22 protein-coding genes and 2 pseudogenes are annotated in these 20,575 nt (G+C 67.0%); 11 read left to right on the top strand and 13 right to left on the bottom strand.

Annotation, left to right across the window (positions count from 1 at the left end; translation table 11 throughout):
* Positions 1 to 126 precede the first annotated feature (126 nt).
* The 5 genes and pseudogenes from MUG98_RS00970 to MUG98_RS00950 all read left to right on the top strand — a co-directional run.
* Positions 127 to 1,425 carry a carboxylate--amine ligase gene (locus tag MUG98_RS00970; protein ID WP_265110321.1) on the top strand — a complete coding sequence of 433 codons (1,299 nt, stop codon included), beginning with the start codon at positions 127 to 129 and terminating at the stop codon, positions 1,423 to 1,425.
* An 89-nt stretch (positions 1,426 to 1,514) separates the two neighbouring features.
* On the top strand, positions 1,515 to 2,522 hold the full coding sequence (gene sppA / locus MUG98_RS00965) for a signal peptide peptidase SppA (protein WP_265110320.1): 1,008 nt from the start codon (positions 1,515 to 1,517) through the stop codon (positions 2,520 to 2,522).
* Positions 2,523 to 2,690: 168 nt separating this feature from the next.
* Entirely contained in the window at positions 2,691 to 4,067 is a 1,377-nt protein-coding gene (locus MUG98_RS00960) for a DUF373 family protein (protein WP_265110319.1), read from the top strand.
* Positions 4,068 to 4,122: 55 nt separating this feature from the next.
* Positions 4,123 to 4,848 carry a diphthine--ammonia ligase gene (locus MUG98_RS00955; protein ID WP_265110318.1) on the top strand — a complete coding sequence of 242 codons (726 nt, stop codon included), beginning with the start codon at positions 4,123 to 4,125 and terminating at the stop codon, positions 4,846 to 4,848.
* A 120-nt stretch (positions 4,849 to 4,968) separates the two neighbouring features.
* Positions 4,969 to 5,085: pseudogene (locus MUG98_RS00950) on the top strand (diphthine--ammonia ligase); the annotation flags it as partial.
* 91 nt (positions 5,086 to 5,176) lie between these two features.
* Here the strand turns inward: MUG98_RS00950 and MUG98_RS00945 are convergent.
* Positions 5,177 to 5,593 (bottom strand): hypothetical protein, encoded by a 417-nt coding sequence (locus tag MUG98_RS00945; protein WP_320443102.1) that lies wholly within the window; start codon positions 5,591 to 5,593, stop codon positions 5,177 to 5,179.
* 87 nt (positions 5,594 to 5,680) lie between these two features.
* Between MUG98_RS00945 and MUG98_RS00940 the strand changes: the two genes are divergently transcribed.
* On the top strand, positions 5,681 to 6,070 hold the full coding sequence (locus MUG98_RS00940) for a hypothetical protein (protein ID WP_265110317.1): 390 nt from the start codon (positions 5,681 to 5,683) through the stop codon (positions 6,068 to 6,070).
* A 372-nt stretch (positions 6,071 to 6,442) separates the two neighbouring features.
* Positions 6,443 to 6,979: a ferritin-like domain-containing protein gene (locus MUG98_RS00935; protein ID WP_265110316.1), complete on the top strand. Its 537-nt coding sequence runs from the start codon at positions 6,443 to 6,445 to the stop codon at positions 6,977 to 6,979.
* Here MUG98_RS00935 and MUG98_RS00930 read toward each other — a convergent pair.
* Together MUG98_RS00930 and MUG98_RS00925 are read right to left on the bottom strand one after the other, a co-directional pair.
* Positions 6,976 to 7,692: a hypothetical protein gene (locus MUG98_RS00930; RefSeq protein WP_265110315.1), complete on the bottom strand. Its 717-nt coding sequence runs from the start codon at positions 7,690 to 7,692 to the stop codon at positions 6,976 to 6,978. The two genes, MUG98_RS00935 and MUG98_RS00930, sit on opposite strands and share 4 nt — an antisense overlap.
* A gap of 111 nt (positions 7,693 to 7,803) precedes the next feature.
* Positions 7,804 to 8,778, bottom strand: a complete 975-nt coding sequence (locus MUG98_RS00925) for a nucleotidyltransferase family protein (RefSeq protein ID WP_265110314.1) — start codon at positions 8,776 to 8,778, stop codon at positions 7,804 to 7,806.
* Between the two features lie 185 nt (positions 8,779 to 8,963).
* On the opposite strand from MUG98_RS00925, the gene MUG98_RS00920 reads away from it, so the two are divergent.
* Both MUG98_RS00920 and MUG98_RS00915 read left to right on the top strand, forming a co-directional pair.
* On the top strand, positions 8,964 to 9,254 hold the full coding sequence (locus tag MUG98_RS00920) for a transcriptional regulator (protein WP_265110313.1): 291 nt from the start codon (positions 8,964 to 8,966) through the stop codon (positions 9,252 to 9,254).
* Positions 9,255 to 9,506: 252 nt separating this feature from the next.
* On the top strand, positions 9,507 to 9,869 hold the full coding sequence (locus MUG98_RS00915; protein WP_265110312.1) for a DUF7344 domain-containing protein: 363 nt from the start codon (positions 9,507 to 9,509) through the stop codon (positions 9,867 to 9,869).
* A 3-nt stretch (positions 9,870 to 9,872) separates the two neighbouring features.
* Here MUG98_RS00915 and MUG98_RS00910 read toward each other — a convergent pair whose 3' ends face one another.
* Entirely contained in the window at positions 9,873 to 10,292 is a 420-nt protein-coding gene (locus MUG98_RS00910) for a Rieske (2Fe-2S) protein (protein WP_265110311.1), read from the bottom strand.
* 115 nt (positions 10,293 to 10,407) lie between these two features.
* On the opposite strand from MUG98_RS00910, the gene MUG98_RS00905 reads away from it, so the two are divergent.
* Complete coding sequence (locus MUG98_RS00905) at positions 10,408 to 11,511, top strand: saccharopine dehydrogenase family protein (protein ID WP_265110310.1); 1,104 nt, start codon at positions 10,408 to 10,410, stop codon at positions 11,509 to 11,511.
* A 14-nt stretch (positions 11,512 to 11,525) separates the two neighbouring features.
* Here MUG98_RS00905 and MUG98_RS00900 read toward each other — a convergent pair.
* The 7 genes and pseudogenes from MUG98_RS00900 to MUG98_RS00870 all read right to left on the bottom strand — a co-directional run.
* Positions 11,526 to 11,875 (bottom strand): annotated as a pseudogene (locus MUG98_RS00900) (MATE family efflux transporter); the annotation flags it as partial.
* Positions 11,876 to 12,000: 125 nt separating this feature from the next.
* Complete coding sequence (locus tag MUG98_RS00895) at positions 12,001 to 12,195, bottom strand: hypothetical protein (protein WP_265110309.1); 195 nt, start codon at positions 12,193 to 12,195, stop codon at positions 12,001 to 12,003.
* A gap of 98 nt (positions 12,196 to 12,293) precedes the next feature.
* Positions 12,294 to 13,175 carry an aminotransferase class IV gene (locus tag MUG98_RS00890; RefSeq protein ID WP_265110308.1) on the bottom strand — a complete coding sequence of 294 codons (882 nt, stop codon included), beginning with the start codon at positions 13,173 to 13,175 and terminating at the stop codon, positions 12,294 to 12,296.
* Between the two features lie 46 nt (positions 13,176 to 13,221).
* Positions 13,222 to 13,911 (bottom strand): anthranilate synthase component II, encoded by a 690-nt coding sequence (locus MUG98_RS00885; protein ID WP_265110307.1) that lies wholly within the window; start codon positions 13,909 to 13,911, stop codon positions 13,222 to 13,224.
* Complete coding sequence (locus MUG98_RS00880; protein ID WP_265110306.1) at positions 13,904 to 15,622, bottom strand: anthranilate synthase component I family protein; 1,719 nt, start codon at positions 15,620 to 15,622, stop codon at positions 13,904 to 13,906. The genes MUG98_RS00885 and MUG98_RS00880 overlap by 8 nt, the downstream gene beginning before the upstream one ends.
* 104 nt (positions 15,623 to 15,726) lie before the next feature.
* Positions 15,727 to 16,779 (bottom strand): helix-hairpin-helix domain-containing protein, encoded by a 1,053-nt coding sequence (locus MUG98_RS00875; protein WP_265110305.1) that lies wholly within the window; start codon positions 16,777 to 16,779, stop codon positions 15,727 to 15,729.
* 79 nt (positions 16,780 to 16,858) lie between these two features.
* Positions 16,859 to 17,659, bottom strand: a complete 801-nt coding sequence (locus tag MUG98_RS00870; protein ID WP_265112529.1) for a shikimate dehydrogenase — start codon at positions 17,657 to 17,659, stop codon at positions 16,859 to 16,861.
* Positions 17,660 to 17,895: 236 nt separating this feature from the next.
* On the opposite strand from MUG98_RS00870, the gene MUG98_RS00865 reads away from it, so the two are divergent.
* Entirely contained in the window at positions 17,896 to 18,840 is a 945-nt protein-coding gene (locus MUG98_RS00865) for a calcium/sodium antiporter (protein WP_265110304.1), read from the top strand.
* Between the two features lie 124 nt (positions 18,841 to 18,964).
* Here the strand turns inward: MUG98_RS00865 and MUG98_RS00860 are convergent, their stop codons facing one another.
* Together MUG98_RS00860 and MUG98_RS00855 are read right to left on the bottom strand one after the other, a co-directional pair.
* The gene (locus MUG98_RS00860; RefSeq protein ID WP_265110303.1) at positions 18,965 to 19,078 is read right to left on the bottom strand and encodes a rubrerythrin-like domain-containing protein; all 114 of its coding nucleotides are present in this window, start codon (positions 19,076 to 19,078) and stop codon (positions 18,965 to 18,967) included.
* A 146-nt stretch (positions 19,079 to 19,224) separates the two neighbouring features.
* Positions 19,225 to 20,532: a DUF7344 domain-containing protein gene (locus MUG98_RS00855; protein ID WP_265110302.1), complete on the bottom strand. Its 1,308-nt coding sequence runs from the start codon at positions 20,530 to 20,532 to the stop codon at positions 19,225 to 19,227.
* Between the last annotated feature and the right edge of the window lie 43 nt (positions 20,533 to 20,575).

Raw genomic sequence — 20,575 nt, 5'->3', positions numbered from 1 at the left:
ACGCACACCGTTCGGGGGGCTGTAGTCCGTTCCTACCGCGTTGCGTTCGCATCGGAATCGATCGCCAGCGGGCGATCCTGCAGTAGTCTAATTATAATAATAACCTCGGGCTCGCTTTCATCAACTATGTACGGAGAGAGGGACGACGCGAGCGTCCTCGTGCCCGGGATCGACGCCCCGAGCACCGTGGCCTGTCTGCGCTCGCTGCGTCCGCGCGGGGTCCGGACGATCGTCGGATCGGAGCGCGCGACGACGCCGGCTGCCGCCTCGAGATACTGCGACGAGTTCGTCCAGCTTCCAGATCCAGGGGCGGATCTGGCTGCCTACGGCGAGGCATTGCTCTCGATCGCCGAGCGACCGGCCGTCCGGACGGTCATTCCGGTCCGTGAGGAGGACGTCTACGTCCTCGCGGCGAACCGGGACGCGTTCGCGGACGCGGTCGCGACGCCCTGGCCGACCTTCGAGACGCTCCGGCAGGTCCAGGACCGCGTCGACCTCTTCGCGGCCGCCGACGCGGCGGGCGTGGCGATCCCCGAAACCACGCTGCTGTCCGAGTGGACCGACTGGGATCGCGAGACGATCGTCAAACCCCGGTACACGGTGGCAGCGCCCGAGTATCTCGGTCCGGAGGCCGACTGCGAGATCGGATCGACGGTCTACCGGACGCCCGGCACTCCACCGGACGTCGCGGCCAGCATCGAACGGCACGGCCACGAGCCGCTCGTCCAGGAACGGATCCCCGACTCGCGGGAGTACGGCTTCTTCGCCCTCTACGACCACGGGAAGCCGGTCGCGACGTTCCAGCACTGCCAGCACCGCGGCTGGGAGTACTGCGGCGGGCCGAGCGCGTACCGGGAATCCGTCTCGATTCCGGCCCTCGAGGACGCGGGTCGGTCCCTGCTCGACGAACTCGAGTGGCACGGCCTCGCGATGGTCGAGTTCCTGCGCGACCCCGACACGGACGAGTTCAAACTCATGGAGATCAACCCCCGGTTCTGGTCGTCACTCCCCTTCTCGGTCCGCGTAGGGGCGGACTTTCCCTACTACTACTGGCGCACGGCGATCGACGAGCCGATCGCTCCCGGTCCGACCTACGAGGTCGGGGTCGGCGGGCACCTTCTCCGGGGCGAGATCAGCTACCTGCACAGTATCCTCGCAAAGGAGTATCCGATGATCGAACGCCCCGCACTCGGGGCCGCAGTCCGCGAGGTCGCGACCTCGCTCGTTCGCCAGCCCCGATTCGACTACGCCGTCGCCGACGATCCGCTGCCGTTCGTCAGGGACGGGTTGAACGTCGCCCGGGACTGGTGGGACGGCTACGGGCGACCGCGGCTGGCCGGGGAGCCGCGATCGGCCGATGCGGCCGACGGAAACGAACCGATCGGGGACGATCGGGACGCGGTCGAAACCGACGCGTCGCTGTAGCTCGTCGATCGATCGCCGCGCCGCCCTCAAAACGTCAACACTTAACGGGGACGCTCCCTCAGCCTCCGGTATGACTCGAGGTGTCACCCGTGGTCAGTAGCGAGGGAATCGGCAGACTGGTGATCGTGTTCGTCGGGGCCGTCGCGTTCGCCGGTATCGGGTTCGCCCTCTTCGTGGCCTATCCGACGTCGCTCGCGGATCTCTTCGGCGTCCTCGCCGCGCTCGTCGTCGTCGGAATCGGCCTCCGGGTCGCGAGTTCGACCGCCGACTCGCTGTTCCCGGGATACGACGTCGCCGAGGTCGCCGTCGAAGGGCCGATCACCCGCGACGGCGGCAGTGGACCCCTCCCCTCCAGTCCGCGAGCGACGCCGGCCGACGACATCGTCGAGCAGATCGATCGGGCCGACGAGGACGACAACGCACGGGCGCTGCTGCTGAAACTGAACACGCCGGGCGGCGAGGTCGTTCCCAGCGACGACATCAAACTCGCTGCCGAACGGTTCGACGGCCCGACGATCGCCTACACGACCGACGTCTGTGCCAGCGGCGGGTATTGGATCGCCAGCGGCTGTGACGAACTCTGGGCCCGCGACGCGAGCATCGTGGGCTCGATCGGCGTCATCGGATCGCGGGTCAACGCCAGCGATCTCGCCGACAAGGTGGGACTCTCCTACGAGCGGTTCGCCGCGGGCGAGTACAAGGACGCCGGAACCGCGCTCAAGGAGATGGACGACGACGAACGCGAGTACCTGCAGGGGCTGATCGACGACTACTACGACACGTTCGTCGAGCGGGTCAGCGACGGCCGCGAACTCGAGCCCGAAGACATCCGCGAAACGGAGGCCCGGATCTACCTCGGCGAGACCGCCGCCGAGATGGGGCTGGTCGACCGCCTCGGCACCCGTCGAGCGATCGAAACCGAACTGGCCGATCGGTTCGACACCGACGAGGTGACCGTCGAAGAGTTCGAACCCGAACGGCCGTTGATGTCCCGCATCGGGGCCGGTGCCCGCGGGGTCGCGTACGCACTCGGTGCGGGGATCGCCGGTGCCGTGCTGGGGGAGGAACGCGATCGCGGGTTCCGACTCCGCACCTGAACCAGCCGCTGGCCGCGAACCGGACCGATCCCTCGGTCCGAACGCACGGGTCGACCCCGTCCTCGGCGCACAGCGTCGGCACCGGCCGGTGGGAGTACCGCCGACCGGGGTCGACCGGTGGGTGAACAAGTAAGTGGTTTTATCGTCGCACAGAATGGAACGGCTACCGTGACAACGCTGGTCGTCTGCCTCGATCGGACCGACGACGTTGGGCGCAAGACCGGTCTCCGGTCGCCCGTCGTCGGCTGGGAGGCAGTTCGCGCGCTCGTGACCGACGTCGGCCTCGCGGATCCGGAAGATTCGGGCGTCAACACCCTGCTCGAGACGCTTCGCGTCGCACAGAGCCTCCGCGACGAGGACGAGACCGTCGTCGTCGCCGTCGTCTCGGGGGACCGCGAGTCGATGGTGTCGGCCGATCGGGCCGTCGCACACCAGCTCGACGACCTCATCGAGGACCACGACCCCGACTCCGCCATCGTCGTCATCGACAGCGCGGAGGACGAACGGCTGGTGCCGATCGTCGAGAGTCGGGTGCAGGTCGATTCGGTCGATCGGGTCGTCGTCAGGCAGGCGCGGGACATCGAGTCGACCTACTACCTGCTCAAGCAGTTCCTCGCCGACGAGGAACTCCGCCAGACGGTGCTCGTTCCGATCGGACTGACGCTGCTGGTTTTCCCGATACTCGCGACAGTCCTCAGTCCCGCGAAGGGTGCAGCCGCGATCACGACCGTTATCGGGCTCTTCTTGCTGTACAAGGGATTCAACGTCGACGAGATCCTGACCGGGCTCGCACATCAAGTCCGCGAATCCCTGTACTCCGGTCAGGTGTCGGTCGTCACGTACGTCGTCGCCGCCGGGCTAACGCTGTTCGCGGGCGGGATCGGCGTCTCGAACCTCGAGGACCAACCGGGAGTCGTGATCCCCGCGATGCGGTTCGCCTTCGACAGCGTCCCGTGGCTCGCGATGGCCGCACTCACCGCGAGCGCTGGACGACTGCTCGACGAGATCATCGACGACGAGCCGATCCGGAGTTCGTACCTCAATCTGCCGTTCATCGTCGTCGCCGTCGGACTGGTGATCCGGGGCTTCTCCGCGTACTTCCTCGAACGACAGGGCGAGATCGATCCGCTCGTCGTCCCGGCGAGCGAGTTCACCGTGCTCTCGATCGAGAGCTTCGCGGTGACCGCCGGCCAGCGACTGGCGCTGTTCGTCATCACCGCAATCGTGGTGAGTCTCGTCGGCGCACAGGTCGCGTCACACTTCAGCCGGCCCGTCGAAAGCGGCGAGGTGACAGACGGTGGTGAGGCCGAATCCGGACTCACCGACGGCGGTCCGGCGGCCGCCGTCCCGACGCGATCGCTGCCGAAAGACGCGAGTCGCGACGGCGATGCTCGCGACTCGCGTCGACCGCGCGACGACGACCGCGCCGACGCCGATCAGCCGGCCGCGGAACCCGGTAGCGATGGCGACCCGAACACCCGTCGCGAACCGGGGGGAGAGACGGAGTCGACGGGAGCGGAGGCGGAGCGGGACTCCTCCGGATAGCCAGCCCGCCGGCCCGACTCGGCAATCCTTTACCGCTGACCCACCAGTCACCACCATGAGCGAGACAGATGGCGCGTGGGTCAGTCTCTTCTCGGGCGGCAAGGACTCCGCCTGGGCGCTATACCGGGCGCTCGAACGGGGACTCGACGTCCGACGGCTCGTCACCGTCCACCCGACCGGCGACTCGTACATGTACCACGTTCCGGCGACCGATCTGGCCGGGCTGGCGGCCGAGAGCATCGGGATCCCGCTGGTCGACGTCGAACCGGACGATTTCGACGCGGAGTCGACGATGGACGCGAGCGCGCAGGGCGACGACGAACTCGAGCCGCTGGAAGCCGCGCTCGCGGACCTGAACGACGAACTCGCGGGCGGCATCGCCGGCGTCACCGCGGGTGCCGTCGAGAGCGAGTACCAGACGAGTCGGATCGAACGCATGTGCGATCGGCTCGGCTGTGACCTCTTCGCGCCCCTCTGGCGGGAGGACCCCCGCGAACTCGCCGACGCGATGCTCGACGCCGGCTTCGAGATCCGGATCGTCCGGGTCGCAGCCCACGGGCTGGACGAGTCGTGGCTCGGCCGCCCGCTCGATCGGGAAGCGCTGGCCGACCTCGAACGGCTCAACGAGGAGTACGGCGTTCACATCCTCGGAGAGGGCGGCGAGTTCGAGACGCTGGTGGTCGACGGGCCGCACATGGATCGGCGGATCGACCTCGAGTACGAACCCGAGTGGGAGGGGACCCGAGGGACGATCCGGATCACCGACGCGGAGTTGGTATGACGAGTCGGAACCGCGAGTGAGCGAGTACGCCGCGCAAAGCGCCGCGGTAGCGCGATCGAGCGGCTTTTTGGTCCGGATTTTTCGGAACGGTGAACGAACGAAGCGAGTGCACCCGAGGCGGAAAAAGGTGGTTCTGAGACGCTGGTGGTCGACGGGGCGCACGTGGATCGACGGATCGACCTCGAGTACGAACCCGAGTGGGAGGGACCCCGGGGACCGATTCGGATCACGGATGCGACTGGAGTGACGATTCGACCGCCGGATCGCTATCAGAGATCGTACAGCCGTTCGAACTTCTCGCGGGCGTACTCGATGAAGCAGTCCGCGGTCAGCGGTTCGCCGGTCGCTCGCTCGATCGGTTGCTACGCTCCCGAGGGCCAGAGGCCGGTCGTGTCGTCTTTCCTGATCCAGTCGCGATCAGCCCCGCGTCGGAGACCATCTCGATGGTGAATCCGTCCGCCTCGTCCGGGAGCAACTGCCAGATGTCCCGAAGCGTCTGCTCGGTCTCGAGTCGGTCGAGTAGCTCCTGCATCCCCGCTGCGACGAAGGCACCCAGTTGCGTCGCCTCGTAGTGTCGCCCCTCTCTGGTGATCCAGCACCGGTCTTCGAACGCGCGGAGCGTGCGCCCGATCGTAGACTGCGACACGCCGGTCATCGCCCGGAGGTCGGCCCGACTCTGTGGCCGCCTGGCCAGGGCGGCCAGCGCGGTAACGCGGTGATCCGAGCGCGCGCTGATCATCTCCATACACCGCACCGCCGTCGCTTGCGGTAGGAGTCCGGGAAAATCGATCTCGGCACAAAATATATTGATCGGACATTCGAAAATAAGTGCATGGACTCGATCGAGTTCCGGAGGAAGGTGCTTCTGGGAAGTATCTCCGCTATTGCAGTCCCACTGGCTGGATGCACGTACTTACCTGGGATGTGTGATGATATGCACTCGGTTGTTATCAGGGCAAAACCAGTCGACCTTTCGTCGGAGGAGCGGTCCTCAATCGACCCGGTCGTGTTTGTTGAACTGCCTCCTGAAGAGCAAACGATCGTCCGTACGGCTATCGAAAAAGAAGAGTATAACAGGTGTCATCGTTATCTCGATTCTTCCGAAAAGGATGCTCTGTCCTCACTCAACCGTCGGAGCTGCTATCTGGAGCATGATCAAGAATTATATAAGCTAGAAGGATGGATCATGGATGATTCATTCTGTATTGGTGCTCGCGCGTAAGGAACGCGGGCGGTGATTTCTCCGTGAAGGCAGGCACATCATGTCCGAGAAGCTCAGCCCGCTACACATGTGGTTCCTCGACAGAGGTAGTGTCGATGACGGATAGCCGTAAGACCGTGAAAGCCTCCCCCACACCGGACCGATACGACCGCTGGAAGGCGCGAGCGGCCGAATTAGACGTGAGCGAGTTGATGCACGGCTTCCGTCGGCTCAATTCCATGCTGGCGAGCGAGCTCCGACGCCATTTCCCACGCCCATTCTGCGTTCTTGGGTTCTGCTCACTCAGATTCGTACGAGAAGCGCACGGTGACAATAAGTGTTATTCTCTTTAGACTGTGTATATTTAGTCGATCCAGTACCTCTCAGCGTTTGGTGAGCAGGCAGCCGCGAGACGGCCGAACCTCTTTGCGGGTCGTCGGTGACGGCATCCACGAGCTGATCGAAAGCGATCGCGACCTGTTCGTCCGGGAGCTTCGGGAACTCTACCACGACGGACGCGAACGCGAGGATCTCCAGTCCGGGTTGGCCGAGTCCGCGACCGACGAGGACCTCGAGGAGTTCTTCGCGGCCCACGGCGAGACGACCACCGACCAGATCGGGCGGCTCGAGGCTCCGTTCGACGCGATCGAGGCCGAGGTCGATCCCGGCCCGATCGAGAACGGGGCGCTCGAGGGGTTTCGCGAGGACCGCGACGAGTTCGTCGCGGACCTGCAGGATCCGATCCTGGGCGACACCGTCGATGCGGAACTGGCCCGGGCGATCGAGCGCCTCGAGATCACGAAAGTCGAGACGTTGCTCGAACTCGCCGATCGGACGGAACTGCCGAACGAAGTCGTCGAAGAACTAGAAACGACGAAAACGGAGATGGAAACCGGGCTCGATCGGGCACGAGAGCTGACAACGATCTAGGGCTCCGAGACCGCGAGTTCGACCCCGCTGGCCTCGAGAACCGTCTCGCGGTCGTCCGGATCGGTGAGCGTCCACCACGCGATTCGATCGATCTCGAGCGGGCTGTAGCTCGTCTGAAACGCGAGCCACTCGCAGGAGGCGATCGTCCGCAGTGCCGTCGTCGTCGAAAGCGGCGACGACCCGAGTTCGGACGCGACGGTCTCGACGAACTCCCTGACTTTCGGATCCGGCCTGACCGTCTCGACGCCGGCGACCTGCCTGAGGTACTGGAAACTCGCGGGCCCGACGCCGGAGATCGATCCGATCGGGTCGGTCTCGTAGCGGTAGTGGTCCGCGGTCGCTGCCCAGGCCTGCAACGCCGCGAGGTCGTCGTCTTCGGGGCGACCGGCGAGGACCGCTGCGGTCTCGAGGAGGACGTGGCGCTTGCGCTGGGCACCGAAGGCCGCGACGAGGTCGTCGTCCTCGAGGTCGAGTCCGGCGAGCGTGGCGAAGTCCGTCACGCGATCCGTGGCGACGAACGCGTCGCGAAACCGTTCGACGCTCGGCAGAATGCCGCCGCCGAAGCTCTGGCCGGTAGTCGAGGCAGCGGCTTCCGCGACCAGTAACAGCGGGTCGTCGTCGGTCCAGCGATCGAGCGATCGGTACGCGTCGGCGAGCGACTGGATGGGTATCCCGTCCGCGTACCGGTCGAGGAACGCCTGAGGGGACGTCATAGCCGACTGTTGCAGCCATCACACGGAAGATATAAAGCTGTACTGACTGGACCGGAAACGGACGCGACGATCGAATGGGAACAGCGCAGAACAGCGTCGACCGCGGCCGCCTCACTGGGGCGAACCGTTCGTGATCGTCGTGTGAGCGCCGATCAGCGCCCCCGCGAGGTCGAGGTCCTCGAGGTGGGTCCCCTCGTCGATGATCGAACCGCGGATGTCTGCGTTGCGGACCGTCGCCCCGGAGAAGATCACCGCGTGGTCGAGGCTCGTGTTCTCCAGGGTAACGTCGTCCATCACGTGGACGTTGTCGCCGATCGTGGCCTCCTCGAGGGTCGCGGAATCGTCGACGAGCGACTCGCCGTCCAGGTGCCACGCGACGGCGTCGAGGTAGCTCTCGGGCGTGCCGATGTCGAACCACGCACCCTCGAACGTGTAGGCGTAGGTCGGTTCCCGGTTCTGGAGCCACTGAACGAACCAGCCGGGTTCGTCGGGGTTGTTCCCCTCCTCGAGGTAGGTCGGCAGCAGGGATAGCGACTCGGCGGGGAACGCGTAACAGGCGATCGAGACGAGCGTACTGTTCGGGTTCTCGGGTTTCTCCTGGAAGTCGACGACGCGGTCGTCCTCGAGTTCGACGAGGCCGTACGATTTGGCCTTCTCGCGGGAGCCGACGTCGTAGGCGGCGATCGTGGGCGCATCGTTCGACTCGAAGTAGTCCAGGAAGTCCGCGACGTCGAAGCTGATGAGGTTGTCACCGGCGATCACGAGGAGGTCGTCGTCGACGTTTTCGCGATCGATCAACTGGGCGAGCGCGCCGACGACGCCGAACTTGTCGTCTTCCTCGCTCGTCTCCTCGACCGAGAGCTGCGGTTTCTCGAACTCGCTGTCGGCGAGGTGGGCTTCGAAGTCGGGAGCGAACCGTTCGTTCGTGCTCACGTAGACCTCGTCGATCCGGTCGTCGGTCTCGAGTTCGTCGAAGATGCGATCGACGACGGTCGAGTCGCCGATCGGAAGGAACATCTTGGGGCGATGTTTCGTGATCGGCCACATTCGGGTCGCGTACCCACCAGCAAGGACGACGGCCTTCATGGGGTTCGATTCACCCGCAGGGTGTAAGTCACTTACCCTTTCGCGGACCTCCGCGCGCCGGCTGGCTGTGACCGCCGAAGAGCTGTCGCCACGGAAACCGTTCCCACCCGATCGCATAGCCGTCGTACGATCGGGTGTGCACTGACCAGTGGCTACTATAATACCCCACGGGGAAACACTCGCGTATGCGAGAGGCCGACGAAACGACCCGGCAGCGACTCGCCGACGCCCTCCGTGCCGAGGCCGCGACACCGAGCGAACTGGCCGCTCGACTCGACCTGACGCCAGCGGCGGTACTCGGCCACGTCGAACACGTCGCCCGATCGGTCGAGGGAACGGACGAACGGTTCCTCGTCGCCCCGCCGGCCTGTCGGGAGTGTGGCTTCGACGACTTCGACGACCTGCTGAACCGTCCCTCGCGGTGTCCCGACTGCAAGAGCGAGAGCGTCGACGAACCGACGTTTACGATCGAGTGAGCGGCGGTCCCGATCCCGATCGACTCGTCTCGACTGGACGTCCGGGCGGCTCACACCGGGCGATCGACCGGACCGGTCGTATCGGCTGCTCGTCCGGGCGGGTCCCAACGCGATTCGACACTAATATTTATCGGCGAGGCGAGAACCCGATACGAACCCGCGAGCGACCGGCGACCGCAACTCGTCCCATCGACACCGCGTTCCCCTCTCGTCTCCAGCCACGGTCGCCCACGTCTCCGGGGGAAGATACGAATGACTGCCACGTCCCATCCCGAGTCCGACTGTGTTGATCTCGTGCTTTCGGTCCTCGACTGGCTCGACGGGCAGGAGACGTCGCCCGAAGCGGTCGACGAGGCCTTCTCGCTACTCGCCAGCCACCGTCGTCGCCTGCTGCTCGAGGTGATGGCCACGTACGGCGAGGACCTCACGCTCCCCGACGCCGCCGAGGAGGTCGCCGTCCGGGAAACGGGCCGGAAGGTAACGGAACTCTCCGCCGAGCGGGTCGCCGACGTGTACATCTCGCTGTACCACGATCACCTCCCGCGACTGGTCGACGCCGGCCTGCTCGAGTACGATCAGGAACGCGACCTCGTCTCGCCGGCCGCCGTGCGGTAGGGGTCAAAATTCGACGTTCGAGGTCGAGGTCCGATCGGCGTCCGCCTCCTCGATCGGACCGGGACCGACGAACTCGTACTCCTCGTCGGTCAGGTAGACGTGGCCGTCGTCGACGGTGACGTCGAGCGCCGTGAGATACGCCCCTTCACACGGACCGAAGGTACACTTCCCGGAGTCGGCGTCGAAGTACGCCCCGTGGTTTGCACAGACGATCTCGCCGTCGCGCATCGGGGCACCCGAACCCTTGTCGAGATTGATGTGCGTGAAGTGCTGGCAGTAGTTCAGCCAGCAGGCGACGCCGTCCGTCCCCTCCCTGACGAGGATCGCCTCCCGCTCGTCGTCCGTGCCGTTTCGTACGCGAAAGCAAACCGTGGACGACTCGGGAACGTCCGCCAGCGGTGTGATCCGGTCTGTAGCCGACATCGGCCCCGGATTACCGGTCGGCTGTCGTGAGCATTTCGGTACGGGAACGTCGTGTCGTCGGCCCCTCGCCGATCGTCTGACGACCTTTTAACATCCCCAGCGACCTACGGCACTTATGGACTCCCTTCTCGTCTACGGCTCGTACGGCTACACCGGCCAGCTAGTGGCACGCGAGGCCATCTCCCGAGGAGGGTCGCCCGTCGTCGCCGGCCGGAACGGACGGAAAGTACGACGACAGGCCGACGAACTCGGCGTCGAGGGCCGGACCTTCGACCTCGCGGGCGACGTCGCCGCCCGGATCGGCAGCTTCGACGCAGTACTGAACTGCGCGGGGCCGTTCGCCGAGACGGCCGATCCGCTGCTCGACGCCTGCCTGGCCACCGGAACGGACTACCTCGACATCACCGGTGAGTTCACCGTGTTCGAACGGCTCCGCCAGCACGACGCGGACGCCCGCGAGGCGGGGATCACGGTTCTGCCCGGCGTCGGGTTCGACGTCGTTCCCTCGGACTGTTTAGCTGCGTTTCTCCACGACCAGCTTCCGGCGGCCGACGAACTCACGCTGGCCATCAGCGGCTCCGTCTCGGTCTCTCGCGGGACGGCCCGGACGATCCTCGACCTGCTCGGACAGGGCGTCGTCCGGCGGAACGGCCGCCTCGTCGAGGTCCCGGCGGCGTTCCGGAGTCGCGAGATCGACTTCGGCGACGGGCCCGAACACGCCGTCCTGGCACCGTGGGGCGACGTCGTCACCGCAGCCCACAGCACCGGCGTCGAGTCGATCGAGGTGTACGTCGCCGTCCCGCCCGCCGCGCGGCGGGCGATGCCGCTGGCCAGGGCGCTCGGCTGGCTGGCCGAGCGGCGACCGATCGAGCGCGTTCTCGAGTGGGGAATCGACGCGTACGTCGACGGCCCCGACGAACGGGAACTGGCGACCGACACCGCCGTGATCTGGGGCGAGGTTCGGGACTCCGAGACCGATCGGACTGCCCGCGGACGCCTGCGAACCCCGAATCCCTACGCCCTGACCGCCGAATCAGCGGTGAGCGCCGCCGAACGCGTGCTCGCGGACGGTGATCGCGTCCAGGCCGGGTTCCAGACGCCCGCGAGCGCGCTGGGAACCGACTTCGTACTCGAACTGACGGGGACGGAACGGAAACTGCTCGACGCGCCTGCCGATTCGAACGACTCGAACTGGTCGGCTGCCGAATCCGAAGACTGAACGAAACGTAGCCGGAAGACGATCGCGAGGTAGCGCCCGGCCATCCGGGCGACTCGGATTCGGCACCCGGAACCCCGATCGCCCACCGTCCGAAGACGAGGCCGAACAGGACGAACGGGATTCCGGCGACCGCGCCGAGCAGAACCGCCTGCGTGATCGCCTCGTCCCGGTTCGCGGTCGCGCCGCTACCCGTATCCTGACTCGAAAGAGCGATCACACCGCTTCCCAGCCCCAGTCCGATGCGGAGTGGCAACCGAGCGTACAGGTCCGCCAGACCGACGGCCGCGACCGCCGCGGGCGAGAACAGCCCCGTGACGACGACGTCCGTCGTCCGCATCAGCGTCCGGAGGAACTGCTCGACCATCACCGGCCAGGAGAGGTCGAACACGCGCCGCCAGACCGCGAACAGTCGCCGTCGTTGCTCGGCGAACACGACGCGTAGTCGGGCACATCTCGGCTTCAACCTGTTGAACGCGCCACGGGCCCGGGCTACGGGGACCGGGAATCCTGTCGAAGCGTCCGATACAATCGTGGCCCTTCTCTCCAGATCCAGACGAGTCCCAGCACCACGCAGAGGACGCCGAATATCCGGTTTCCTTCGACGAGGAAGACGTACGGTCCACTGAGGACGAGAAATACGCCGCCGAGAAGCCGAAACACGCTCCAGAAGGTCGGACTGGGCATACGTTACGAGGCCAGTACGGGGACTTAACGGTACGGGACTGGGGCACGCGGTCCCCCCTGTGATGGCGGCCGCTCACGGCGACGGCCACGGGCCCCGATCACTCGTAACACGTCCGCTCGACGCGCTCGTCGTATAGCCGCGAGAGCCGGTCCGTGATGGGACCGCCCCCGATCGCGTGCCCGTCGAGGGCCCCGATCGGCCGCAACTCCCAGGTCCGATTCGTGAGAAACGCCTCGTCGGCCGCGCGCACGTCCCCGACCGCGTACGCCCCCTCGTGGACCCTCAGGTCGGCCTCGGCGGCCAGTTCGCGGACGATCGCGCGGGTGATCCCGGGAAGCACGGGTCCGTCCGTCGTCGGGGTGTAGAGCGCCCCGTCGCGGACGAACCACAGGTTGCTCGTCGCTCCTTCGGCGACGGTGCCGTCGAGGTCACGCACGAGGGCCTCGTCCGCGTCGGTCCCCCGGAGTTCGGCCCGCGCGAGGATCCCGTTCAGGTAGTTGTGGGTCTTGGCAGCCGACGGGACCGCCGCGTCGGGAATCCGACGGGTCTCGACGGTCCGGACGGTGGCCGGTTCGTCCCAGACCGATTCGCCCTCGACCCCGCCGCGAGGGAGCGGTTTGACGTAGACGACGACCGTCGGGTCGACCTCGGGCCGCGGCGCCAGTTTCCCGGGCTGAACGCCGCGAGTGATCGAGAGCCGAACGTACGCGTCTTCCAGGTCGTTCGCCGCGAGCGTCTCGTCGATCCGTGCACGCAGGTCGGCAGCCGACAGCCCGTGATCGAGCGACAGCGCCTCGCAGGTCCGTTCGAGTCGATCGACGTGGGCGTCCCACGCGAAGATCGTCCCGCCGTACGCCCGGCAGGTCTCGAATGCGGCGTCGCCGTAGCGAAAGCCGCGATCGTCGACGCTGACGGTCGCCTCGTCCGCGGGCACGAGTTCTCCGTCGACGTGGTACAGAGGGGAGTCAGTGTCAGTCATCGTTTCGGTGTCTGTCATCGTCTCGGTGTCTGTCATCGTCTCGGTGTCACTTCGTGGTGGCGCTTCGATGAGCGGCGGCCAACTGGCAGAAGTTCGCGATCATCCGTTTGCCGAGCGCGAGCGAGATACCGTCCCCGTCCTCGTCCCAGTCGCCACCCCCGTCGGCCGCCTCGTCGCGCGCCCGCGTGAGAAGGCTCTCGGGGTGGAACTGGACCCCGACGTGGGGCTTCTCGCGGTGACGAACCGCCATCAACACGCCGCGCTCGTCGGTCGTCTGCGCCGTCTCCACGAGCGAGGCCGGCAGATCCGCCCGTTCGATCGCCAGCGAGTGGTACCGGCCGACCCGGAACTGCCCGGGAAGGCCCACGAAGATTCCCTCGCCGTCGTGGCCGACGGTCGAGGGTTTCCCGTGGACCACCTCCGGCGCGTGGACGACCGATGCCCCGTGTGCCGCACACAGGGCCTGGTGGCCGAGACACACTCCGAGGATCGGGTAGTCGGTCTCGGCGAACAGCGGGATCGAGATCCCGGCCTCCGCTGGCGTACCCGGGCCCGGCGAGACGACGATCCCCGTCGGATCGAGCGCCTCGAGATCCTCGAGATCGATCGCGTCGTTGCGCCGGACGAGCACCTCGTCGGCGATTTCGCCGACGTACTGGACGAGATTGTACGCGAAGGAGTCGTAGTTGTCGACGACCACTATCCGGATCTCGTCAGTCGCCGTGTCGTCACTCATCCGAGCTGTCACCTCCACCGCGCCCCCCGATGGTGGTCGCCGCGTCCGACGCGACGCCGTCGTCCGTCTCGATCGCCATCCCCGCCCGCTCGCCCAGCGCCTCGTCGACGGCCGTTATCAGGGCGCGGGCCTTGTCGAGGGTCTCGTCGTACTCGCGATCGGGATCGGAGTCGTGGACGATCCCCGCGCCGACGCGGAGGTGGTACGCCTCGGCCTGCCGGACGAGCGTCCGGATGACGATGTTCAGCGTCGCGCGACCGTCGAACCCGAAGATTCCCACGCTCCCGGTGTAGGGCCCGCGTCGGGTCGCCTCGAGTTCGTCGATTATTTCCATCGTCCGCGGCTTCGGGGCCCCGGTGATCGTCCCGCCCGGGAACACTGCCGCGATCGCGTCCGCGAGCGTTTCGTCCGGGCGAAGTCGACCGGTGACGTTCGAGACGAGGTGCATGACCTCGGCGTAGCGATCGATCCGGCGGTACTCCTCGACCGCGACGGAACCGTACTCGCAGACTTTTCCGAGGTCGTTTCGCTCGAGATCGACCAGCATCGCGTGTTCCGCGCGCTCTTTCTCGTCGGTCCGGAGGTCCGCCTCGAGCGCCGCGTCCTCCTCCTGCGTCGCCCCGCGCGGCCGGGTGCCCGCGATCGGTTCCGTCCGGACGAAGTCGTCGTCGCGCTCTCGCGGATCGCGAGACGACTTTGCCGTCTCGTTCGAGGCGGTAGAATCGCCTCGCCGTCCGTTCGAGTTCCCACGACGTGACCCCTCGCACTCGAGCAGCAGTTCGGGGCTCGCGCTCACCAGGTCGACCGCCGGGAACTCGAGCAGACAGGAGTACGGTGCCGGGTTCACCCGGCGCAGGGCGTCGTAGGCGGCGACCGGGTGGACCGCGGCGGGCGCGGTCAACCGCTGGGAGACGTTCGCCTGGAAGGTGTCACCGTCCCGGATGTACGCCTTCGCCCGCCGGACCCGATCGGCGAACGCCGTCCGCCCGCAGTCGCTCTCGAACGTCGCTTCCGAGGTCTCGACCGGCGGTTCACCGACGGCGGGGTCACCGGCGACCGCGGCCCGTGCGAATTCGAGTGCTCGCTCTCGGCCGCGATCGTAGGCGGCCACGGTGGCATCCCCGTCACCGGCGTCGGTACCGTCGTCTGCGCTCACATCGACCCGCGGACAGGCGGTAACCCGCAGCGTCACGTCGCCGTCGGTCGGCCCGTCCCACGCCGCGAACCGATCGAAGACGGCCACCTCGAGCCGCGGCAGGCCCCGGTCGTCGACGGCCGATTCGGGGAGGATCTCCAGTTCGCGGGCGACGTCGTAGGAGAGCCACCCCACCGCGCCGCAGGGGAAGGGCACGTCGCAGTCGCCCCGGGCGAGCCGATTACCGTCGAGGAGCCCCTCAAGCGCGGCCAGCGTCGGGGACTCGTCACCGCCGGTTCGCGAGACTGCAGTCGGACCGACGGTGAGCCGATCGACCGGGTCGACCCCGGCGTAGCCCCAGCCGGACTGGCCACCGGTCGTCTCAAGGAAGACGCCACCGCCGTCCGACCGGGCCCGGCGGTACGCGAGAAACGGATCGGAGACGGTGACCTGCACCTCGATCGGGACCCGAACTCCACCGCGTGTCGTCGGCTCGCCGGCCGCCTCGCCGTTCGAAAACTCCCGAACAGCGGCGCGAAACGCGTCGAGCGTGGTGACGACCCGCGGATCGCTCATGGTCCCGGAGAGGAGCCGGGTCCCTAATCCTCTTGCGATTTCGGAGACGAAATCGGCAGTCAACAGGCGGTGCGACGGTCACGCGACGGACGATCGGGCAGGCGCTACCTGACTTCGGCCTTATCGATCCAGCCCTGGATCCGCGTTTCCGAGATGTCGGTCTCGGCCTCGAGGTCGGCCGCGTCGGCGGTCGCGAGGTCGTCGACGGTTTCGATGCCGGCGGCCGTAAGCCGATCCGCGTACGCGGGGCCGATCCCCTTGATCACGTCGACGGGTTCGCTGTCGTCGACGGGTTCGCTGTCGTCGACGGGTTCGCTGTCGTCGGCGGGTTCGCTGTCGTCGGCGGGTTCGCTGTCGTCGGCGGGTTCGCTGTCGTCGGCGGGTTCGCTGTCGTCGGCGGGTTTGGTTTCGTCCGCTGGCTCCGACTCACCATCGTCGACCGGTTCGGCCTCGTCCGCTGGCTCCGACTCACCATCGTCGACCGGTTCGGCCTCGTCCGCTGGCTCCGACTCACCATCGTCGACCGGTTCGGCCTCGTCCGCTGGCTCCGACTCACCATCGTCGATCGGTTCGGCCTCGTCCGCTGGCTCCGATTCATCATCGTCGACCGGTTCGGCCTCGTCCGCTGGCTCCGACTCACCATCGTCGACCGGTTCGGCCTCGTCCGCTGGCTCCGATTCTTCGTCGTCGCTCTCGTCGGGTTCCGCGGCTTCCTCCGACTCCTCGACTCCTTCGGGTTCGTCCACTGACGGTTCGTCGCCCGTCGGAGCGGGCTCGACAGTCTCGTCGGGCGTCTTCTCCGCGGTCGGTGCCGCGTCCGTCTCGGTCGGGCCGGCCGCCTCGGCCGGTTCGGCGGCCTCCTCGGGTTCGTCGGTCGGTTCGACGATCGAGTCGGTCGCACCCGCGGCAGTCGATTCGGCTGCCACCGACTCGGATTCGTCGGTCGCCGGTTCGTCTTCTGTCGTGTCCGCTGTAGTGTCGCTGTCCGCGTCGGTTACGGACGAGGGTGCCGGTGTGACCTCGGTGTCGGTCGACCGATCGGCTTCCCGCTGTCGCCCCTCTCGTTCGACCGTGACGCCGACCTCGTGTGCATTCCCTCGCTCCGGGCCCGAATCCTCGAAGCCCAACAGCGACTTCAGTTTTTGGAGGATTGCCATTATCCCGATGTTGTCGTCACCAGCACTTAAATTCGGCTGATATGTAACGGGCCAACCCCCCGGAAATGACAGACGAGTGTCACAGCCGCGATCGCAACGCTGCGTTCATCGCGTCGACCGGCGCGTCCAGGCCCGTCCACAGTTCTACCGCTTCGACGCCCTGATAGAGCAGCATCCAGGCGCCGTCGACGGACGTCGCGCCGACGGCTGCGGCGTCTCGAAGTAGTCGCGTCTCGAGCGGCCGGTAGACGGCGTCCATCACGACGAGATCGCCGTGCAACGCCTCGGCGGGGATCGGCGTCGCGTCCTCTTCCATGCCGACGCTCGTCGCGTTGATCGCCACGTCGGCGTCCGCGAGCAGGGTCGCGAGCGAGTCGAGGCCGTGGCCCGTCGCACCGGGCACCTCGGCCGCGAGGTCGTGGGCCGTCGACTCCGTCCGGTTCGCGATCGCCACGGTCGCACCCGCGTCGGCGAGGCCGAACGAGATCGCGCGCCCGGCACCGCCGGCCCCGACGACGACCGCGTCCGCGCCGTCGATCGCGACGTCGTGATCCCGAAGCGCGCGTAACGCACCTGCTGCGTCGGTATTGTGCCCAGTCGGCGTCTCACCGCCGAAGTCGATCGTGTTGACCGCCCCGATTCGCCGCGCCAGGTCGTCGGCCGCGACGCGATCGAGGACGTCCCGTTTGAAGGGGATCGTCACGTTCAGTCCCGCGACGCCGAGCGCCTCGGCACCGTCGATCGCGGCGTCGATCGCGTCACGATCGGGTTCGAACGTGACGTAGCGCGCGTCGAGTCCGAGTTCGTCGTAGGCCGCCTCGTGCATCGGCGGCGACAGCGAGTGGCCGACCGGGTTGCCGAGCAACCCGTACACGTCCATAGCCATACGGGATCCACGCGATGGAAGGGACATAACGGATGTGACTTCGTCGCGCTCCGGACGGAGAGTCGATCGGATCCGGAACGGATAGCTAGAAACGGAAAAGAACTGGCTCGCCGTCTGACTTCCAGGTCGACGAGCCCATACGACAAGATTTCGTTAGGAACGACGACGTCGCAGCCGCGGTCCCGGGCCGTTTCGGGATTCTTATCCCCAGGTCTCGAGTAGCGGCCCACATGCTCTCCGGTATCCCCCTCGCGATTCTCCTGCTGGTGGGCGGGGTCGTCGCGCTGTACGCCGGGGCCGAGTTGCTCGTCGCCGGTGCAGGTCGCCTCGCACTGGGATTCGGTCTCCGCGCGGCGACCGTCGGCGTGACGGTCGTCGCCTTCGCCACCACGGCCCCCGAACTCTTCGTCGCAACCATCGGCGCACTCGACGTCTCGACGGACATCGGACTCGGCGCCGTCGTCGGGTCGAACATCGCGAATATCGGGCTGGTGCTGGGTGTCTCCGCACTCATCAAGCCCCTATCGGTCTCCGAGACCGTCATGCGTCGACACGTTCCGTTCATGGTCTTCGCGGCAATCCTGCTCGTCGGTCTCGGCGCGAACGGCACGATCGGCCGCCTCGAAGGTGCGATCTTCCTGCTGGTCCTCGCCGGGTTCACCGGCTACCTCCTCCACTACGTCACCAACAATCCGGCACCGATGGTCGACAACCCGGACACGGGCGCAGGGATCGGCCTTCGCGAGGTGGCGCTCGTGATCGGCGGCCTCCTCACGCTCGTGCTCGGGTCGCGATGGCTCGTCGCCGGCGGAACGAGTCTCCTGTCGGCGCTCGGGTTCTCCGACCTGTTCGTCGGCCTCACCGTCCTCGCGCTGGGCACGTCACTGCCCGAACTGGCGGCCTCCGTGGTCGGAGCACTCCGCGACGAAACCGCCTTCGCCATCGGGAACGTCGTCGGCTCGAACATCTACAACGTCCTCGCCGTCCTCGGAATCGTCGCCCTGATCACCCCGATCGAGATCACCGCGGCGACGCTCCGGTTCGAACTCCCGATCATGATCGCCTTCACCGTCCTGCTGGTCGGGATGATGGGCCACGGCCGCCGGCTGACCCGACTCGACGGGGCCGGACTCGTCGCCGGCTACGTCGCGTTCCTGTACCTGCTGTTGCCGTGACACCGGGCGCCGAGCGCGGATTCCGCTACTCGGTTCGGAACGGACCGAGCACCGGTTCGATCGGGCTCGATCTCCGTCGGTGCCGGGCGAGCCACTGCCGTCGCTCGCGGCGAAGCGCCACCGACTACGAGAGCTGTCCGGTTCGCAGGGGGCCACCACACTCGGGACAACTGGCGCGGTAGGTGTGCGGATGCACCGTCTCGGCGCACTCCTCACACTCGTAACTCCGTCTACTCATCTAGAATCACGATGTATGGTAGCAGCCTACACATAAATAAACCTTACCCGGCACGCACCCCTGTTCGACATCCGGAAACGGACGCCACCCCATCCGCTCCCGTCCAGGGAACCCGCATCCGGTTTCGAGGAGGGCGGAACCGTCGCTCACATCGGGATCGGGATCACGGACTCGTCGCACTCGTCGGCGTCCTCACTGCGTGCCGCGAGCCGATCGAGGCGGGGGCCGAGGTGTTCGTCGAGGAGCTGGACCAGCGCGTTCTCCGCTCCCGTCCCGGTGATCGCGGTTGCCCGCGGTTGCTCGGCGGTTCCCCGGTCGTCGATCGTGACCAGCATGGCGGCCTCGCGGTCGGCGAACACGAGGCGGCCGGGGTGGATCCGTTCGATCGGGAGGTTGATCCAGTCGAACTGCGGCTCGCAGACGGTGATCTCGTCCGTCGCGGCCCGGACGATCTCGCGAACGCGGTCCGAACTGGAGCCGACGTAGACGTCGACGCCGCGATCGGCGGCGGCGCTCCAGCGTTCGAGACATCGCTCCTGGAGGCGTCCCCGATCGGACACCGTCACGAACAGTTCCTCGGAGGCGCGATCGGCGATCGCGTTTCCCCTCGCGATGACGTCCTCACATCCCTCGATCGTCCAGCACGCCCCCCTCGTGGGCGTCGAACCGGGCCGCGCGTTCGTTACCGGACCCGGACTCGGTGCGCGCTGGATCGGCGATTCCGGGCCCAGTTCGGACACGGCACTGATCGGGCTCTCGGCGATCCAGTCGGCGTCGAACTGCGGTGCGTCGGCGGCGATCGCGACGCCATCGTCGTCGGTGACGACGAGGTCGGCATCGGCGAGCGTTGGCACGTGTTCGTGGACGAGCGCCCGCTCGACGGCGGTCGACACCGGTTCGGTGACGTCGACCAGTCGTTGCCCGTTCGTCTCCTCCGCGACGACCAGCGTGGCGAGATCGACCATCGGAACGGCGCCACGCTGACCCGCGAGGACGGTGAGGACGGTCCGACGGCGGGGCGGACGCAGTGCCTCGAGCGTCCGATCGAGCGTCGCCTCGTCACAGACCGATCCCGATGGCGTCTCGAGGAGGGTCCGGACCCACCCTGCCTCGAGCACGGGGTGATCCGCGAGCGTGATCGCGTCGCCGGCCGTGCTATCCGTCGCGTTCGAACCCCCGTTCGACCGTCCCTCGCCACGAGTTACGACGCCGAGGTCGACGAGTTTCGGCACGTCGACGTGGACGAGTCGCACGTGTGATCGTCTGACCTGATCGTCGGTCACGATCGGGTGATCGTGTTCCAGAGTCGCAACGTCGGTCGCGAGCGTCGACAGCGACACCGGCGTCGATTCGTCTCGATCGAGGAGAAGAGAGAGGAGATAGCGGCGTCGGGCCGAGGAGAGGGCGTCGAACGCGGCGGTCGTCGGATCTGTCTCGGTCGAACGTGCTGTCATTACACGAGTCAGACGACGAATGCGGGAAAGGAGTGTACCTGCG

This window comes from Halosolutus halophilus (genome assembly GCF_022869805.1).
Classification (GTDB): domain Archaea; phylum Halobacteriota; class Halobacteria; order Halobacteriales; family Natrialbaceae; genus Halosolutus; species Halosolutus halophilus.
This window is presented reverse-complemented; position numbering and strand designations above follow the sequence as displayed.

Coding starts and splice junctions, on each gene's coding strand:
- MUG98_RS00925 (WP_265110314.1), bottom strand. CDS start 8,778: ATGAAGGCCGTCGTCCTTGCTGGTGGGTACGCGACCCGAATGTGGCCG.
- MUG98_RS00870 (WP_265112529.1), bottom strand. CDS start 17,659: ATGGACGTGTACGGGTTGCTCGGCAACCCGGTCGGCCACTCGCTGTCG.
- MUG98_RS00890 (WP_265110308.1), bottom strand. CDS start 13,175: ATGACTGACACTGACTCCCCTCTGTACCACGTCGACGGAGAACTCGTG.
- MUG98_RS00910 (WP_265110311.1), bottom strand. CDS start 10,292: ATGTCGGCTACAGACCGGATCACACCGCTGGCGGACGTTCCCGAGTCG.
- MUG98_RS00945 (WP_320443102.1), bottom strand. CDS start 5,593: ATGGAGATGATCAGCGCGCGCTCGGATCACCGCGTTACCGCGCTGGCC.
- MUG98_RS00860 (WP_265110303.1), bottom strand. CDS start 19,078: ATGAGTAGACGGAGTTACGAGTGTGAGGAGTGCGCCGAGACGGTGCAT.
- MUG98_RS00920 (WP_265110313.1), top strand. CDS start 8,964: ATGCGAGAGGCCGACGAAACGACCCGGCAGCGACTCGCCGACGCCCTC.
- MUG98_RS00895 (WP_265110309.1), bottom strand. CDS start 12,195: ATGCCCAGTCCGACCTTCTGGAGCGTGTTTCGGCTTCTCGGCGGCGTA.
- MUG98_RS00880 (WP_265110306.1), bottom strand. CDS start 15,622: ATGAGCGATCCGCGGGTCGTCACCACGCTCGACGCGTTTCGCGCCGCT.
- MUG98_RS00940 (WP_265110317.1), top strand. CDS start 5,681: ATGGACTCGATCGAGTTCCGGAGGAAGGTGCTTCTGGGAAGTATCTCC.
- MUG98_RS00970 (WP_265110321.1), top strand. CDS start 127: ATGTACGGAGAGAGGGACGACGCGAGCGTCCTCGTGCCCGGGATCGAC.
- MUG98_RS00955 (WP_265110318.1), top strand. CDS start 4,123: ATGAGCGAGACAGATGGCGCGTGGGTCAGTCTCTTCTCGGGCGGCAAG.
- MUG98_RS00930 (WP_265110315.1), bottom strand. CDS start 7,692: ATGACGTCCCCTCAGGCGTTCCTCGACCGGTACGCGGACGGGATACCC.
- MUG98_RS00865 (WP_265110304.1), top strand. CDS start 17,896: ATGCTCTCCGGTATCCCCCTCGCGATTCTCCTGCTGGTGGGCGGGGTC.
- MUG98_RS00915 (WP_265110312.1), top strand. CDS start 9,507: ATGACTGCCACGTCCCATCCCGAGTCCGACTGTGTTGATCTCGTGCTT.
- MUG98_RS00905 (WP_265110310.1), top strand. CDS start 10,408: ATGGACTCCCTTCTCGTCTACGGCTCGTACGGCTACACCGGCCAGCTA.
- MUG98_RS00875 (WP_265110305.1), bottom strand. CDS start 16,779: ATGGCAATCCTCCAAAAACTGAAGTCGCTGTTGGGCTTCGAGGATTCG.
- MUG98_RS00855 (WP_265110302.1), bottom strand. CDS start 20,532: ATGACAGCACGTTCGACCGAGACAGATCCGACGACCGCCGCGTTCGAC.
- MUG98_RS00885 (WP_265110307.1), bottom strand. CDS start 13,911: ATGAGTGACGACACGGCGACTGACGAGATCCGGATAGTGGTCGTCGAC.